The sequence below is a fragment of the Pseudoalteromonas sp. KAN5 genome, assembly GCF_022846535.1.
In the GTDB taxonomy this organism is placed as follows: Bacteria; Pseudomonadota; Gammaproteobacteria; order Enterobacterales; family Alteromonadaceae; genus Pseudoalteromonas; species Pseudoalteromonas haloplanktis.
In genome coordinates, this window is sequence record NZ_AP025589.1 from 565,766 (window position 1) to 581,434 (window position 15,669).

At 39.1% G+C, this 15,669-nt stretch carries 13 protein-coding genes and 1 other RNA gene; 5 read left to right on the forward strand and 9 right to left on the reverse strand.

Translation table 11 applies throughout. The annotated features are described in order from the left end of the window. Nucleotides 1–8 precede the first annotated feature (8 nt). Nucleotides 9–1,166, reverse strand: a complete 1,158-nt coding sequence (locus KAN5_RS02430; protein WP_244390351.1) for a chorismate mutase — start codon at nt 1,164–1,166, stop codon at nt 9–11. Nucleotides 1,167–1,527: 361 nt separating this feature from the next. Between KAN5_RS02430 and KAN5_RS02435 the strand changes: the two genes are divergently transcribed. Continuing rightward, a complete protein-coding gene (locus tag KAN5_RS02435) occupies nt 1,528–4,530 on the forward strand; it encodes an EAL domain-containing protein (RefSeq protein WP_244390352.1) in 3,003 nt (1,000 codons plus the stop codon). 71 nt (nt 4,531–4,601) lie between these two features. Here the strand turns inward: KAN5_RS02435 and tyrP are convergent, their stop codons facing one another. Continuing rightward, on the reverse strand, nt 4,602–5,804 hold the full coding sequence (gene tyrP, locus KAN5_RS02440; RefSeq protein ID WP_016708933.1) for a tyrosine transporter TyrP: 1,203 nt from the start codon (nt 5,802–5,804) through the stop codon (nt 4,602–4,604). A 386-nt stretch (nt 5,805–6,190) separates the two neighbouring features. Between tyrP and KAN5_RS02445 the strand changes: the two genes are divergently transcribed. Beyond that, the gene (locus KAN5_RS02445) at nt 6,191–7,093 is read left to right on the forward strand and encodes a DMT family transporter (RefSeq protein ID WP_016708934.1); all 903 of its coding nucleotides are present in this window, start codon (nt 6,191–6,193) and stop codon (nt 7,091–7,093) included. Nucleotides 7,094–7,122: 29 nt separating this feature from the next. Here KAN5_RS02445 and KAN5_RS02450 read toward each other — a convergent pair whose 3' ends face one another. Continuing rightward, entirely contained in the window at nt 7,123–7,998 is an 876-nt protein-coding gene (locus KAN5_RS02450; RefSeq protein WP_138554892.1) for an OmpA family protein, read from the reverse strand. Nucleotides 7,999–8,221: 223 nt separating this feature from the next. Between KAN5_RS02450 and rnt the strand changes: the two genes are divergently transcribed. The 3 genes from rnt (at nt 8,222) to KAN5_RS02465 (ending at nt 10,319) form a co-directional block, all read left to right on the forward strand. Then, nucleotides 8,222–8,914 carry a ribonuclease T gene (rnt, locus tag KAN5_RS02455; protein WP_244390353.1) on the forward strand — a complete coding sequence of 231 codons (693 nt, stop codon included), beginning with the start codon at nt 8,222–8,224 and terminating at the stop codon, nt 8,912–8,914. A gap of 269 nt (nt 8,915–9,183) precedes the next feature. Beyond that, nucleotides 9,184–9,540: a transfer-messenger RNA gene (ssrA, locus tag KAN5_RS02460) on the forward strand. 113 nt (nt 9,541–9,653) lie between these two features. Next, nucleotides 9,654–10,319, forward strand: a complete 666-nt coding sequence (locus KAN5_RS02465; RefSeq protein WP_244390354.1) for a hypothetical protein — start codon at nt 9,654–9,656, stop codon at nt 10,317–10,319. Nucleotides 10,320–10,629: 310 nt separating this feature from the next. Here the strand turns inward: KAN5_RS02465 and KAN5_RS02470 are convergent, their stop codons facing one another. From KAN5_RS02470 to KAN5_RS02495, 6 genes are all read right to left on the reverse strand, one after another. Beyond that, on the reverse strand, nt 10,630–11,859 hold the full coding sequence (locus KAN5_RS02470) for a hypothetical protein (RefSeq protein ID WP_244390355.1): 1,230 nt from the start codon (nt 11,857–11,859) through the stop codon (nt 10,630–10,632). Continuing rightward, on the reverse strand, nt 11,840–12,892 hold the full coding sequence (locus KAN5_RS02475; protein ID WP_244390356.1) for a zonular occludens toxin domain-containing protein: 1,053 nt from the start codon (nt 12,890–12,892) through the stop codon (nt 11,840–11,842). Before KAN5_RS02475 ends, KAN5_RS02470 begins: the two co-directional genes overlap by 20 nt. Nucleotides 12,893–12,894: 2 nt before the next feature. Continuing rightward, complete coding sequence (locus KAN5_RS02480) at nt 12,895–13,266, reverse strand: DUF5455 family protein (protein WP_138571183.1); 372 nt, start codon at nt 13,264–13,266, stop codon at nt 12,895–12,897. Between the two features lie 12 nt (nt 13,267–13,278). Beyond that, nucleotides 13,279–14,754, reverse strand: a complete 1,476-nt coding sequence (locus KAN5_RS02485) for a hypothetical protein (RefSeq protein WP_244390357.1) — start codon at nt 14,752–14,754, stop codon at nt 13,279–13,281. 55 nt (nt 14,755–14,809) lie between these two features. Then, the gene (locus KAN5_RS02490; RefSeq protein ID WP_138571185.1) at nt 14,810–15,046 is read right to left on the reverse strand and encodes a major coat protein; all 237 of its coding nucleotides are present in this window, start codon (nt 15,044–15,046) and stop codon (nt 14,810–14,812) included. 228 nt (nt 15,047–15,274) lie between these two features. Then, the gene (locus KAN5_RS02495; RefSeq protein WP_138608243.1) at nt 15,275–15,598 is read right to left on the reverse strand and encodes a hypothetical protein; all 324 of its coding nucleotides are present in this window, start codon (nt 15,596–15,598) and stop codon (nt 15,275–15,277) included. Between the last annotated feature and the right edge of the window lie 71 nt (nt 15,599–15,669).

Sequence of the window (15,669 nt, forward strand, 5' to 3'; positions counted from 1 at the left end):
GTTAGCGTTTAACTTTCTACACTGACGGCTTGCAGTGATTCGCTTTGATAACAACCCAATACGCGTACATACTGAGTATGCTCTTTTAGCTCTTCTAACGCGTGTTTAACGTGACTATCGACAAGGTTCGCTTCTAAATCAACATAAAACACTTCTTCCCATGGATTGCCAGGTACAGGGCGTGACTCTAATTTAACTAAGTTAATATTATGGTGTTTAAAAATCATCAGTGCATCAGCAAGCGAACCCGCTTGTTGTTTAGTGGCCATAATTAAACTGGTTTTGGTTGGAATTTGTTTTGAGACATGTAACGGTTTACGAGCAACGATAATAAAGCGGCTGTGGTTTTCACGTTGATTAGCCAAGCCAGATTTTATCACTTCTAGCCCGACATTTTTCCCCGCTTGTGCAGAGCCAATTGCCGCGCTGTTAGGGGTATCTAGGGCTGATTGTAGGGCGCTTGAGGTTGAGTCGCAGGTTTCATGTTGAATATCACCTAAGCCTTGTAAAAAGCGGCTGCATTGTGCGAATGGCTGTGGGTGAGCAAAAATTTTACTAATTTGGCTAAGCTCAGTATCTGGGGTCGCAAGTAAACAGTGCTCAACGCTGTGAGTTACTTCACCAACGATTGAGACTTGCGCGTGTTGTAGTAAATCAAACACTTCGTTAATACTACCTGAGCTGGTGTTTTCAATCGGTAATAAGCCAAAGTCAGCTTGGCCATTTTCAACCTTGCCGGTGATCTGCTCAAAGCTAGAGCAGCCCATCTCAACAAGTTTACCTGGGCGACGGCTAAAGTATTTATGGCAAGCAAGTTGACTATATGAACCTTGGCCACCTAAGTATGCCACGCGATGCGTTTCACTCATGACATCAGGATTTAAGTTCTTTTGCAGCATGGCCTGCTGATTAAGTACTGAATCTTCTAAGATTGTTTGAAAGACATTATTCACATAATAGGCGTCTAAGCCAAGTGATTTGCCGTAACCAATTAGTTTCTCAAGTAACGCCAGCTCACGGGCTTCATCGCGTATAGGTTTGTTATTAGCAATTTTATACTCTACGACACCATGGCTAATTCTGCGGCGTTTTGCCAATAAAACCAACAAGTCAGAGTCGATTTCATTTATATCGTGTCTGAGTGAATTTAGTACATCGTTTGTCATTTTTGGGTTCCTCATTCCAAAAAATTACCTTTTGGGTAATAAAAACAAAAAAGCCTCCCAGTTGGGAGGCTTTGCTATTCGGTAGATTTAATCTCGCAAACAGGTAAGCCTCTTCTATCTAAAGAAGCTAAAAAACGAAAAGTGTAATTGCGAAAATTTTGTATTCATGGTCTTAATGTATGAAGAGTGGGCTATAAAGTCAACACTCCAGCAGGTTTTATCACCACCAAAGTGTGGTTTATTTTAGATATTGGTTTTTTTCTGTGATATTAACGAAAAATTTATAAATCTAAATTGGTATCTGGTATATTTCGGTAGGTGGATTTAAATAAGAATAATTATTAAAAAAGAAGGTTGCCTTGTGGTGTATAGACGCCCACCATCACGTTTTGGTGTAAACTCGTTGAGTATGAAGCTCTCGTTATTAATTTCAGCTATTTGTTTAATTGCTGGGATTTGTGCTGCAGTGTTGATGCTCAAATCAGAAGAAAAACAGCTGATATTTGAAGAGCATGAAATGCTCAAACACTCTAGTGAGCGATTGATCCGTCAATTTAATAATTTAGTGAAAACTAAAATTAATATTGCCGAGCAAGCGAATAATGTTGTCTCTAGCCAGTTGCTTTATAACTCATCGCAATTGATAAGCAATCAGAGCGCACAGCTGACTTTTGACTCTGATGGCAGTATTCGTAGTGCCTCGGAAGATGGGTTATCTGCAGCGTTTATGCCGCAAGATAAATACTCACCTTTTTATAAAAAACTGATTAATGACTCAGAGTCACTGTGGAAAATTGTTGCACCTACGTTGATCCAAGATTTCTTTAACTTTTACCTAATCACGAAAGATAACTTTATTCGTATCGCCCCACCTAATTGGGCATTGAATGTAGCAGGTTCTCATCAATTTATTGATAGCCAAAGTTTTAATTACGCAAAAGAAGCATTGAACCCAACTCGTGCAGCGGTGTGGTCTAAAGTGTATTACGATAAAATTTGGCATAAGTGGGTGGTGAGTGTACTTGTGCCAATTTACCTTGAAAATAAATTTTTAGGGGTGACGGGCAGTGATCTAGCACTCGATACGCTTATTTCCCAATTGCCAATTGGCGATAATGAGCAGCACTTATTTGTTTTTGATAGTCAAGGGCAATTACTCGCTCATCCAAACTTAAATAAAAATCTTTACGAAACCTATGGGCAAGCAGGTAAACCATTGCGTACGGCTGATTTTCTAAATAGAGATTTGCAAGAACTCATTAATCAAACCATAAAAATGCATTTACCAGAATACGCGGACTCCTTTGTGCAAGAAGGGGAAACCCATATTATTAATATTCGTAAAGTTGAACATTTAGACTGGTATATCGGCATTTACAAAAAACGCTCCTCGGCACTTTCAGCGCTTGAAGAACTCAAAGTGAAGTTTTTTGGGTTGTTTATTCTGTACGCTATTTTGGTCGCGCTGTTATTACACCAAGCCTTGTATCAATTGGTGTTACGCAGGATCCATTCACTGGTACATGCCGTAACTAATTTCGGTAAAGGGCATTTACAGATAGAGTTTCCGAAAGAGAATAAAGATGAAATAGGTACTCTAAATGGCTCTTTTCGAGATATGGCGATTGAAATCCGTAAGCTGATCGATGGGTTAAATCAGCGTATTACTGAAAAAGAAATTGCCGAAAAAGCAGCTAACCGATTATCAAAAGCGGTCGCTTTCTCAGGAACCGGGGTAGTGATCACAGATCAAAACTTTGTCATTGAATATGTTAATCCAAAAATGTTAGAGATGACAGGGTTTGATGAAAGCCACTTTATGGAGTCGCCATTACTAAGCATTATTGCCACAGAAATGGCTATTTTAGTCGATGACATCGATATAGATCTGCGTAGTCGAAATTACTGGCGTGGTGATACTTTGATCCAAGGCTTAGATAAAAAACCTATTTGGGTCTCGTTGAGCATTTCGCCGATCCGTGAAGACGGTGGAAATATCAGTAGCTACGTTGCATCTGCACAAGATATTTCGTTTGTTAAAGAAAGCCAGCGGAAAATGGAACAATTGGCTTACTTTGATACTTTAACTGGGCTTGCTAATCGTACCTTTTTTAGAATGCAATTACGTAAATCAATGGCGCTTGCCGAACGTGGTCATTATGCGTTTGCTTTATTCTACTTTGACTTAGATGAGTTTAAGCGGATAAATGATACGCTTGGACATGATGCTGGTGATCAGTTATTGATTGAAGTGGCAAATCGATTGAAAAAACGCCTCCGTGCTGAAGATACCATTGCTAGGTTAGGTGGCGATGAATTTGCTGTGCTACTGAGCGGGATCGAACGCCAAGAGCATGCGATGGAAGTGGCTAATACTATTCAGCAAACCTTAAATGTGCCAATAATGCTTGGTAATAACGAAGTAATTATTAGTGCCAGTATTGGCATCACAATGGCTCCTTACGATAGCAAAGAAGAAGATCAGCTGTTAAAACATGCTGATTTGGCAATGTATGAGGCAAAAGCAAAAGGACGCAATACCTATCACTTTTACAGCCAAGAGCTTAATGCCGCTGCAAATGAGCGCCTGTTTATTGAAAATGAACTTCGTGTCGCCATCAAAGCGAAGCAGTTTATTATTTACTACCAACCACAAGTTGATAGTCGTACTCAGCAGGTTGTGGGCTACGAAGCCTTGATCCGTTGGTTCCACCCAACGGAAGGAATGATCCCACCAACTAAATTTATTCCTATCGCTGAAGCAACAGGTTTGATTGTTGAACTAGGGGCGTGGGTATTACAAGAAGCGTGTGAGTTTGCGGCTCGGTTGGCGATGCAAGGGCGTGAGAATAATATTTCTATTAACCTATCCGCTCGACAGTTCAAAGACGCCAAGTTAGTGCCGCTATTGGCATCGATTATCAAGAAAACCAAAGTGCCAGCTAAATGCTTACATTTAGAGCTAACTGAGAGCATGTTAATGGGTAATGTAGAAGCCGCTATTTCGCAGTTACATCAACTCAAAACGCTTGGCGTATCTATTTCTATTGATGACTTTGGCACAGGTTATTCGTCACTAAGTTACTTAAAGCGTTTTCCTGTGGATATTTTAAAAGTAGACCGCTCGTTTGTTAAAGATATACCCGATGATCCAAATGATATGGAGATCACCGCAGCAATTATAGCGATGGCGCAAAAATTAAAATTGAATGTGGTAGCAGAAGGGGTAGAAACCATAGAGCAAGTGGAGTTTTTACAAAACAATAACTGTTTTATTGTACAAGGTTATTATTACAGCGCGCCGATCCCCGAGAGTGAGTTATCAAACTTGTTTGAAAAACTTAATGAACGGGCTGGATCTTAGTTATTATTTCGCTTTAGTTGGAATTATAGAAAAGGCACCCTTAGGTGCCTTTTGCGTGGTGCTAATTAAACTCAACCAATCGCTGGGATCACACCGGCCATTTGCAGACCCTGAGCACTGATTATAAGCACGCCACATAAAGCCGCAATGGCTAAGCCAAGATTGCCACCACGCACCGCATAGCCGCTTTTATCACTACTGGTGCGTTGCTTGTAAACCATTGCAACGGGTAAAAATACAGCCAAGACAACCAAAGCGATAGCTGCATAGCCAAGGGCCATAATAAAGCCTTGTGGATAAAACAGTGCAAACCCTAACGGTGGGATAAAAGTGATTAGCGCCGTTTTGATACGATCTTTATTACCATCGCCTTTTTTAAACGCGTCAGCAAAAAAATCAAATAACCCTAAGCTTACACCCAAAAATGAGGTTGCTAGCGCTAAGTCTGCAAATAGATTAACCGCAGTGGCGACCGCTGAGTTGTTTGCAATATTGGCAATGCTTGCGACAAAGCCTGGCAAGCCAGAACTTTTTAGTAACTCAGCTTGGCTCATCATCCCTTGGCTAATTAATTGCCAAAAAATATAAATAACTAAGGGCAGGGCTGCACCGGTGATCATCACCCGACGCAGCGTTTTTATATCAAGGCCTACGTATTTAACGATGGATGGAATAGAACCATGAAAACCAAACGAGGTAAATACCACTGGAATGGCTGATAAAATAAGCCCTTGTTCAATAGGCATTTCTAATAAGTGTTGGCCATGAACATAGGGAGTTAACATATAAAATAAACTCGCCAATACCAAGATTTTAATACTAAACAGCACGCGGTTTAATTTATCGACTTTGCTGGTGCCCAAAGTAACAACGGTACCTATTACAATCGCTAAAATAATCGAACCCACTTGCGGTGCAATATTGAGATTAAAACCGTTGTTTATTTTTTCTTGTAGTTGTGCGCCGCCGCCGGCAATGTAAGCTGCACACAGTGCATAGAACAAAAACATCACTGAAAAATTAGCGACGTATTGACCGCGCTTACCAAGCCATGATTTTGCTAATGTATTGAGCGTGGCATCGCGATCAGCATGTTGATGAAGCTCAAGCATTAATAACGCGGTATAAGTCATTAACGCCCAAGTTGAAATAATTAACGCTAATGCAGTGGTAAAACCAAGCCCTGCTGAGGCAATGGGTAATGCCAACATACCTGCGCCGATAGTTGTACCTGCAACAATTAACATGCTGCCTATTGTTTTATTTTTAAGCACTTTTTGCCCCTAAAACTTCGTGAGAGGCAGGCAAGATATAACTAGTTGGCACAAACTTAAATACTTTTGTTATAAATCAAAGAAATTAAATGTAACTTATGATTTACAAGCGAACCTTATCAAAGCAGTATTTAGCAAAAAAGCCATTGGATGTGTTGACTTATTGTGCAGTTCTGCTATTTCTATAGATTCATTTTATTATTAAGAATTCTATTTATATGCAACATATGAACCGAGCCCTAACAATGCGCCCATGGCTGAATCTATCAGTTGTGCGTCCATTGCTGCGCTGCGGTTAAGTTGTTTTTTACTAACCGCGATTTCAAAGCGGTTAGTGTTGTATTCCTTCCTCTTTGTTATTGCCGCCTTGCTAAAGGAATAAGCGTGTGAGCGTCAAAGTATCGTATTTTTTAATGGTGTTAATTTGGTCAACAACCCCGTTGGGCATTGTTTGGAGCAGTGAGTCGGTCTCGCCTACACTTGCCGTGTTATTGCGTATGTCGATAGGTTTAGTATTAGCGGCATTGGTTGTCGCAATAGCGAATATTCGTATTCCTTGGCATCGTCGTGCGTGTTTTTTGTATGGCTATTCGAGTATAGGTATTTATGGCGGCATGCTATTGAGTTACATGGCTGCTAAAACGGTTCCTTCAGGGCTGATCTCTTTAATGTTTGGTTTGGCGCCTATTCTATCGGGGCTATTAGCACAGCGACTGCTGAATGAGCCTAAATTTAGTGCATTGAAGCTAATTGCCTTGGCGTTTGCATTGTTGGGGCTATTTTTGGTCAGTGAAAAACACATGCAAGGCTCATTAATGCAATTGCATGGTTTGCTCTACGTATTCATGGCTGTGTGTTTTTTTAGTTTGAGTGGCGTAATGATCAAACGAGTAAAAATTGCAATTCACCCAATGGCAACTACATTTGGCGCATTAGTATTTGTAACTCCGCTATTTTTTATTACTTGGTGGCTGGTCGATGGCGAGCTTAACAGCAATGCGTGGAGTGCCAAATCGTTATGGTCAATTGGCTATTTAGGCGTATTTGGTTCACTTATTGGGGCATTGGCTTATTTTCATGTGTTACAAAAACTACCGGCAAGTACCGTTGCTTTAACGACCTTGATCACCCCCAGCTTTGCAATAGGCTTAGGTGCCTGGCTGAATAATGAAGCGATTGATCGGCAGTTGTTAGTCGGCGCGAGTATTATTTTATTGAGTTTAGCTGTATTTCAGTTTGGTGATGGTTGGATAATGAAAAGGGCGAAGTGTAGCAAACTTACCCATTGATCTTATAAAAATGTAGCCTGAAGTGTTAGCTACATTTTTTCTATTTGGATCACTAAGCGACGGTTTTTATTGCGCCCTAATATATTGTCATTAGTTGCTACATGGCGTTTTTCACCAAAACCTTCGGTTTCAACTTTACTTTCATCAATACCTAGGCTCACCATGTATTCTTTAATTGCTAGAGCTCGTTTTTTAGAAAGCTCTAAGTTATTCCAGCGTCCGCCGTAGCTATCGGTGTATGACGCGATTGAAATCGCGGCAATACTGGTGTCGTATTTTAAGTATTCGGCTATTTTATCTAAGCGTTGCTGCGATGATTTAGTTAACTTACTAGTATTAGGTTGATAATTCATTACTGTGAATGAAATATCTTCAAAACTGTATGGCAACAAGGCATCACGGCATTGTAGAAATGCCCAGTAGGCTTGTTTAAAGTTAATACTCGATAAGCCTACGGCAATTTTATCGGCACTATTTTGCCAGTCTTGGTAATAAAATGTTGGTTGATAGCCTTTTTCCAGCTCAGTCAACATTTCCCATGCGGTATGATTACCAAGTTCACCGTCAAACTTGCGAAGTAATTTCATATTAGCAAGATCGCGGGCAGGTAAGCCCGCTCGCCAAGGTGGTGGCACCGCTTTTAAACCAGCAATACTATAATTATCAGGGCGTACAACCATATCTAAGTTAAATAATACGTCTTTGTTTTTACTGGCAGTGGCACTAAAAATAGCTTCGCCGTAATAGGGAACTTCATGATTTAACTGACATTGTAAACGAGTTGTTGTTACCACTTGCCATTGGGAGTTGTCTGCTGTGGCCGTGTATTGGCGCATAGCACCATTGGCGCTATAAGGTAATAGACCAATTACAGTGAGGCTTATAGATAACAATGATAACTTCACCACGAAATTCTCCAACAGGGTTTACTCTAATCAAACGAAGCATAGCCAATAAATTGACGAGCTAAGCACTAAAAATATTTAGTAACTGCAATTGTGACGCTAATTTAAATGAAAGCAATTTATATGCCTACAATTTATAAAATAATTAATCCTGAAATGGCCTAGCCTAAAGGGCATCAACTTTGTCATAATAACCAGCTAATACTTGCAAACCTAGAATACTATGGCAAATACTGAACAAACTCTTTTCGCAAAACGCTTTCGTGGCTTTTTTCCGGTGGTTATTGATGTTGAAACAGCGGGCTTTAATAAAGCAACCGATGCGCTGTTAGAAATTGCGGTGTCAGTATTAAAAATGGACGAGGATGGCTTACTCAGTATCGATCATACCGTACACTTTCATGTTGAGCCTTTTGAGGGGGCAAACATTGAGCAAGCAGCCATTGATTTTAATGGTATAGATCCTTTTTCACCACTGCGTGGCGCAGTTTCTGAAGAGGAAGCGATCAAAGAAATATGCAAAGTAGTCCGCAAAGCACAAAAAGCAGCAGGTTGTCAGCGCTCAGTGGTTGTTGCGCATAATGCAGCATTTGATCATGGCTTTTTAAATGCAGCCATTGAGCGTAATAATATCAAGCGCACACCATTTCATCCTTTTGTGAGCTTTGATACCACTTCTTTAGCGGGGCTAGCACTTGGCCAAACAGTACTGGCAAAGGCATGCCGTGCTGCAGGTATTGAATTTGACAACAAGCAAGCCCATTCAGCACTATATGATACAGAACGTACAGCAGAGCTATATTGTTTAATCGTAAATCGTTGGCAGCAATTGGGAGGCTGGCCGTTAGCCGAAGAAGTGCCAGAAGATGAGCAAAATGCCGAAACTGAAAGCTTTGCCGCTAACACCACTGAGTAATTTTAACGCAAGGGAGCTTTATCGGTATGGGTTAGCTGATCAGCTCTGAGCTCACACTATAATGCTTGTAGTTATTTGCATATCCCGTTTGGCGTCCACCCAAGTAATTGTTTATAAATCATACGTGGTACTTGGTGAAATGAACATTCAGTTGTGTATTAAATCTGCAAACGATTGTTAAGATAAAAATAAAGCATAGATCAGCCTTGAGTATCAGCACGTTACTCGGTTATACTGCCTGCACGCTCTGAATGAGTTTAACTAATTCAGGGGCTGATTAGGATTCGACGGAATTCATGAAGCCCAAGGTGCATGTCGAGGTGCGGTTTGCCTCGTAAAAAAGCCGCAATTTAAAGTAATCGCAAACGACGATAACTACTCTCTAGCAGCTTAGGCTGGCTAGCGCTCCTTCCAAGTATTCTTGTGGACTGGATTTTGGAGTGTCACCCTAACACCTGATCGCGACGGAAACCCTGGCTGGGGTTGAAGCGTTAAAACTAAGCAGCCTCGCCTTTATCTATCGTGTTCGTCCGAGATTTAAAGGTTAATTAAATGACGATACTAAACATGTAGTACCGACGGTCGAGGCTTTTCGGACGGGGGTTCAAATCCCCCCAGCTCCACCACTTTAAAGTGATACAAAACAGCCAGTTAGAGCATTATGCTTTAGCTGGCTTTTTTATTTCTACAGCACTTGTCCACTTAGTGCCCACATCGATAATGTTTGAAGGATTAAACTATGGATAAAGTTCAAAAATATATATTAATTTCAACGCCTGTTGGAATGTCATTATCCCTAATGTACATGTTTGGCTTTTGGGGGGAGTTCAATGTAAATATCTTAAATTATATTTCTTTAAGTGATATTTTGAAACTGGGTATATATCCTATTTCTGTTCTATCTGTATTACTGCTCGTGATTTTTATTCCCCTAATACCACTAGAAGCTTTGTCGTCTCAAAAAATTGAAGTAGAAGCAACTGAAATAGATGAAAAAAAGGTAATTAAAAGGCTTTTATATGTAATGTTAGGAAGTATTCCATTTATTATTTTGATTTTGTTGGATTATATAGATTTGATGATTTGGACCTTTTCTCTTCCAATTTATTTATCTTTGGTGGTAATGGATTTTCCTAAACTGGTACAGATGATTCCTTCATCACTTTTTAGGTATGTTTTTATATCATTTAGCTTCCTTCTAGCAATCAACTTATATCCAATAGGTCAAATTGTCGCAGAGATCAGAAAAGAAAGTAACCAGCAGCTTAAAATAGATGGTGAAATATCAAAATACACCTACATTGATGTCACTGATAAATATTTATTTCTCTGGAACAAAGAAACAAACTCAGTGAAAGTAATGAAATTAGAAAATATATCTAGTTTTGAATACAGCGTCGATTAAATTTCTAAACCAAGTTATATAGCCCTTTTATGCCCCAGCACCGCAAGCGGCGCTAAAGCATAAAAGGGCTATATAAGAGAACGGTTTATCAAAGGGGAGCGCGCTGCGCTCGGGGTGTGTACCTAGGTAAAGTATTGGACGCTTTGCGGCTGCGGCCATTTTAGATTGAATATAAATTTAATATTTATGTGTGGCCTACATGCGTAAACGCATAAGGTGCAATCTAAACTATGGTTTTAAGCCAGGATAATAAGTGGTTTTTGCAATCATTTTTGCTTTGCCGGTTGTAATCCTGGCTGTGTTTTTGCAATCAAAAAAGTTGCACTTTAATCATAACAGTTAGCTCTCTTTGAACTTTATTAATGGTTTCAGTTTTAAAAAGGCTACCTATAAATGGCACATCTTTTAAAACTGGTACTCCTTTTTGGCTTTTTCTACTTTCCTCACTAACTAGCCCACCTAAAACGATAGTTTGGCCATTAGATACAGAAACAGTTGTTTGTATTGAACGTTGATTCGTAATGATATCACTTGCAAAAGTTGAGTCTGTAACGCTTGATGACTCTTGGTTGATTTTTAATATTACGCTGCCATTTTCGAGTACATGAGGGATAACGCTCAGTGAAACACCTACGTTTTGGCGTTCAATTCTTGTTGAAACTCTACCGCCATCGGTTGTGTCCTGAGCAATTAAAAAAGGTACGTTTTGTCCAACAGATATAGCACCGCGCTCTCTATCCATAACAAGGAGTGTTGGCGTAGATAAAATTTTAGTGTGTTTTTCAGTTGATATAGCATTAATTACAGCGCGTAAATCACCACCTGATGAATAGACCGCAGAGCCTCCAGTTAAAGTCTGGGTGGAAGTTAAAGCGCCTAAAAGGTTTGATGTTAAGGTAAAGCCAGTATTCTTTAATGCTGTTGATAAGTCTATACCAATAGATGAACCATCCCCTGCATCAGTTTCCATAATAACGGCTTCAATTAAAACTTGTCTGATATTCTTGTCTAGGGCGCCTCTTAGGTTTGCTAGATTTTCATGGGCCTCAGGAGTCGTAATTACAAGTAATGAATTTGAATTTGGAAGAGGGGTTACGCTTGGTATTTGAAATTTTACATCATCAACCTTTTCCATAAATTTCTTGTCTGATTCAGGTGTTTCAATTGCTTGTTTAAATAAAGGAAGCAGCTTGTCGTTTTGTATATGAGTAAAGCTATAAACTCTAGACTGTAGAGCGCCAACGGTTACGATCTGATTTTCATCGCTTTCAACACGAATATAATCACCGTAATTTAAAACGATTAAATTATTCGATTTACAAATTTGCTCTAGTAATAAAATAACGTCCATATTACTTAATTTAGGTATATGTGCAGTTACCAATGTTTGGCTTGCAGATTGAGAAACAATAACAGACTTTCCAGTAGCATCTGACACCCAAGATGTTAGATCTGTTATCGGTGCATTCTTTAATTGAAAAGCAGTCTCAGAGAAGCTTGAAAAGGATATAAGTAGCAAACTAACAAAAAATATTTTCATTAGAATCTCCTTTGTTTAATTGGATATTGCAAGGAGTAACTACTTTAATTTTATAGCCTTTAGCCACTAAAAATTCTGAGCTTATGGCATTGCCACTGGAAGTTTGAATTATAAAATTAGTAGCATTAGGTAATTCACTAAAAGATGTGATTTTATAATCTTTAAAATTAATTTTTGTATCAATAATTGATGGTTTGGAGGTATCTGGCATTACTGTTTCAGGTTGTGAAAAATAAATGTAGAGCATCGGTAAAAGTGCGCCTAAGAATAATAACTTGGTTTTAGAGTGCTTTTTTAAATAAACTTTTGTAAGGCGCATAATGTTCCTTGCTGTCATAGGTAGTTGGTAGCGGCCATGTGTGTAATAGCTTGGTAAAACTGAATATGTTCCATGTTCGTAGTCAGGTGAAAAGATTTGCTTAGTGTCATAACAACTATAAAGACGGATGCCGACTGTAACCCACTTATCGACAGTTAAAGAAGTTGGCAAAGTACCGTATTTAACTATTCCGAAATGGATTTTTGGTAGGGGTAATTTTGAGCCTGTCAAAACTTTAAATAAGCCGCCTATAAAGGGAATATTTAGCTTGTCTGTCCGCCTGCAATGAACAACTAACTCACCTAGCGCTTCTCTTGCTTGCTTATCTACAAGACTTATATTTTGTATTAGAAAATCAATATCCCAACCTTTTTTACGAGCATGTAAAAACCAGTTAATAATCTCCTGTCGTGATTTATCGTTCCATGTGCGAGAGTTAAACCAAGTACCGCATTCATCAAGAACAATAAGGCCATTTTTTGATTCATCGTATGAGCGGTTGCCAATTCCGATCGTTTCAAAATCAAATAATTCAGGCTTATCTGGTAGCCTATAAAGACGCGTGTTTTTTTTATCGCGACCTATCATGTTCACAAGGTTTATATTTAGATTCGTAGCAACTGGCAGACCTTTTTCAAGTCTTTCTTTGATTCTATTTACTGAGTTTAGTGATTTTCCAGCGCCTAACTTACCTGTAATAAAGTGTACGGGCATAATTATTTACCTCTTCCAAATGATTCGATGAAGTACACTTTCCAAACCCAAACATAGCGAATTGCGTGTGCGCTAATTAAAGCTGCAACACATAAGGCCGCATTATCAGGTATTACTAAAGATGCAGCATGCACAAGGTAATCAGGGGCTACTAGTGAGATACCGAGCATTAATGATTTTATGGCAGCAAAAGCGGCTACTGTTAAAGCGACTAAAGCAGTAATAATAGTCAACTGCATTGCTAATTTGGTTGTCATCCACTTAGCAAAAAATGCAACTAATTGACCAAAGATGCCAGCTAGAAATGCGACTAGTGCAGGAAGGCGCATAAGGTTTGCTGCACCCGTGATTATTGGTAGTAAAAATGCTGGCATTTTATCTCCTAATTAAAAGAAACTTGTTTGTGTTTGTGCACTACGAGGAGTGATACCCGACATCAAAATAGTTATTAATTTTAAAATCGTATATAGACCAAGTAGCCATCCAAAAAGTGATTTGAATTTGTCTGAGAACTCACACGTAATAAAGTATTGTTTGCCATCACGTTCATATAAAAGTAAAGGTATGCAGGTACTTGCAGAGGGTAAGAATGAAGTGAAATAGTTCATAAATTCAGATAATGCAGACTCATTCATTTCAGCGCCTAAAGGCGAACCATCCTTAATTTCGTTAATTTGAGTTTCAAAATAATCAGTGTACTCAGACATCAAACCATCAAAGAATCCATCCACTTCATTTAATGTATTCTCTATTTGCTCGGACGTTAAACCGTGCGGTGTCTCACAATGGTTATTTTCAGGTTTAGGTTCACACTCAGCAGGGCATGAGTTGGTTTCAGAGGGGATGCACTTTTGGGTGTTTTCTTCTATTTTTGCAAGTATTGCATTAGTTTGGTCAAGCTTAGAGTTAGTGTCATCCACATTGAAGTTAAGAGCGGTTGTCTGGTTTGCAATGGCATTAACTATGCCGTCAGATTGGCTTTGTGTACTTGCCTGTAAGTTTTGTATATCTCTGGAAACTGTAAAAATAGCATCTCTATTTAAAGCTGCATTTGAGTCATTAGTTTGCTTGAGTTGGTCTATTGAAAGGTTAATACTAGAAGTTTGATTTTCAATATTATCAATTATTGCTGATTTTAAGCTTTCAGATGAATCTTGTACTTGAGTTTTAATATCACCTATAGCACCGCTTAAGTGTTCAGAAGATGTTTTTTCTTGATCTTTAAAATCTCTTATAACTTGAATTAATTGCGAATCATCGTAACCAGAATCGGGAGGAGTAACAGGGTCGGGGTCAACTGGGTCCGGTTCTATTGGGTCTGGCTCTACAGGCTCAGTTGAACAAATTTCTGTAGCAAGCTTATAGGAGCCATCGGAGCATTGTTGTAAATCAGGTCTATCACAATTTGGGTAGCCCAATAAATCAGGTGGGAATCCATCAGGGCAGTTTTCAACGGGAGTAGTCCCGCAAAGTGTTGGGTCTATGACCTCGCATGACTCAGTTGATAGGTTAAACGAGTAATTAGTGGGACAGTTTTTGTTCCTACTATATTTATAACCACAAGCTCGTTGTTGTGTATCACCATTTGCAGGTAAACGCTCATATGTCCATATTCTAAAATCCCCAAAACTGCTAGGACAAGACTCTAAAAGGCTCCAATAGGCTTCTACCACTTGAAAGCGAGCAGAATAGTCGTTTGTAGGCTTAAAGATAACAATACTATCAGCTGAATATGCTTGATAAAAAAAATCAAAATCGGGGAGTGTTATTTGTGGGTTATCTAATGGTTCAGCAGTAGCGGGGCATTCTTGAGAAATGGAGCGAAAGCTAATAAACAAAAATAAAACAACTAGGTTTTTCATATCAGAGCCTTGAAAAAGGCCAACTTTTAATTGGCCTTGTAATGCAAGTTATTAATTAAGTAGCGCTCTTAGAAAAGCGTTTGAATAATTTAATTAAAATAAATGCTCCAACAATCACAGGAACTACAGTCCATGCCAATGTTTCAAGCTCAGTAATTTGAGCTAAAAAATTAGTGAATGCTGTAGTAATACCGGGTGGTAAGGCTGATTCAGCAAAAGCTGAACTTGATACCAGTAGTGAACTTACAATCCCCGCTTTGACAAGCTTGTTTTTTAAAATATGTTTTTTCATGATGTAGAAACCTCAATCATCCTTTCAAAGTACTTAGGTAAAGCGCCAAATACCCAACCTAGGGCAAAAGCACCGATAAAATAAGAAGACAAAGTAATCACCTTTGACCCCCTTTAATTGCGCCTAGGCCAAAACAAATAGCCAAGGTTGCGCAAAAGATCGCGTCATAGATAAGACGCATATTCAGTATTAACTCGTTAAATTGCTCAGGACTCACTTCCATGACAATTAGCCTTTTGGTTGCTCTGTATCAGCAATTGAATTTAGTCGGAAACCCTTCCATTCCATCTGACGGGCTACGTTAGCGCCTTCGTAGTATTCAAGGTTTAATAAGACTGGTTTTAAGCCCCAACCACTTGGGTCTGATTGCAGCTTTTCTAGTTGCTTGTAAACACCACTTTCGACTTGGTCAGGCGTTACTTTTACACTCCAGATGCTTGCAGGGCTTTTTGTATGAAACTTAAATTCACCTGCCACAGGCAAGGGAACACCTTTGTCATCCGTTTTGTTTACGATTTTTAAATCTGTAATTGCACCTTCGATGCTAGCCATAGTTATTGCTCCTTTGAGTAGTCTTCTATTAATTGTTTCTGTGAAATTATTAAATCTATAATTCGCTGCTG

What these genes read in the sequence shown, in the direction of transcription:
- KAN5_RS02480 (WP_138571183.1), bottom strand. Translation starts at nt 13,266, where the DNA reads ATGCCAGCATTTTTACTACCAATAATCACGGGTGCAGCAAACCTTATG.
- KAN5_RS02475 (WP_244390356.1), bottom strand. Translation starts at nt 12,892, where the DNA reads ATGCCCGTACACTTTATTACAGGTAAGTTAGGCGCTGGAAAATCACTA.
- KAN5_RS02470 (WP_244390355.1), bottom strand. Translation starts at nt 11,859, where the DNA reads ATGAAAATATTTTTTGTTAGTTTGCTACTTATATCCTTTTCAAGCTTC.
- KAN5_RS02495 (WP_138608243.1), bottom strand. Translation starts at nt 15,598, where the DNA reads ATGGCTAGCATCGAAGGTGCAATTACAGATTTAAAAATCGTAAACAAA.
- rnt (WP_244390353.1), top strand. Translation starts at nt 8,222, where the DNA reads ATGGCAAATACTGAACAAACTCTTTTCGCAAAACGCTTTCGTGGCTTT.
- KAN5_RS02485 (WP_244390357.1), bottom strand. Translation starts at nt 14,754, where the DNA reads ATGAAAAACCTAGTTGTTTTATTTTTGTTTATTAGCTTTCGCTCCATT.
- KAN5_RS02490 (WP_138571185.1), bottom strand. Translation starts at nt 15,046, where the DNA reads ATGAAAAAACATATTTTAAAAAACAAGCTTGTCAAAGCGGGGATTGTA.
- KAN5_RS02465 (WP_244390354.1), top strand. Translation starts at nt 9,654, where the DNA reads ATGGATAAAGTTCAAAAATATATATTAATTTCAACGCCTGTTGGAATG.
- KAN5_RS02430 (WP_244390351.1), bottom strand. Translation starts at nt 1,166, where the DNA reads ATGACAAACGATGTACTAAATTCACTCAGACACGATATAAATGAAATC.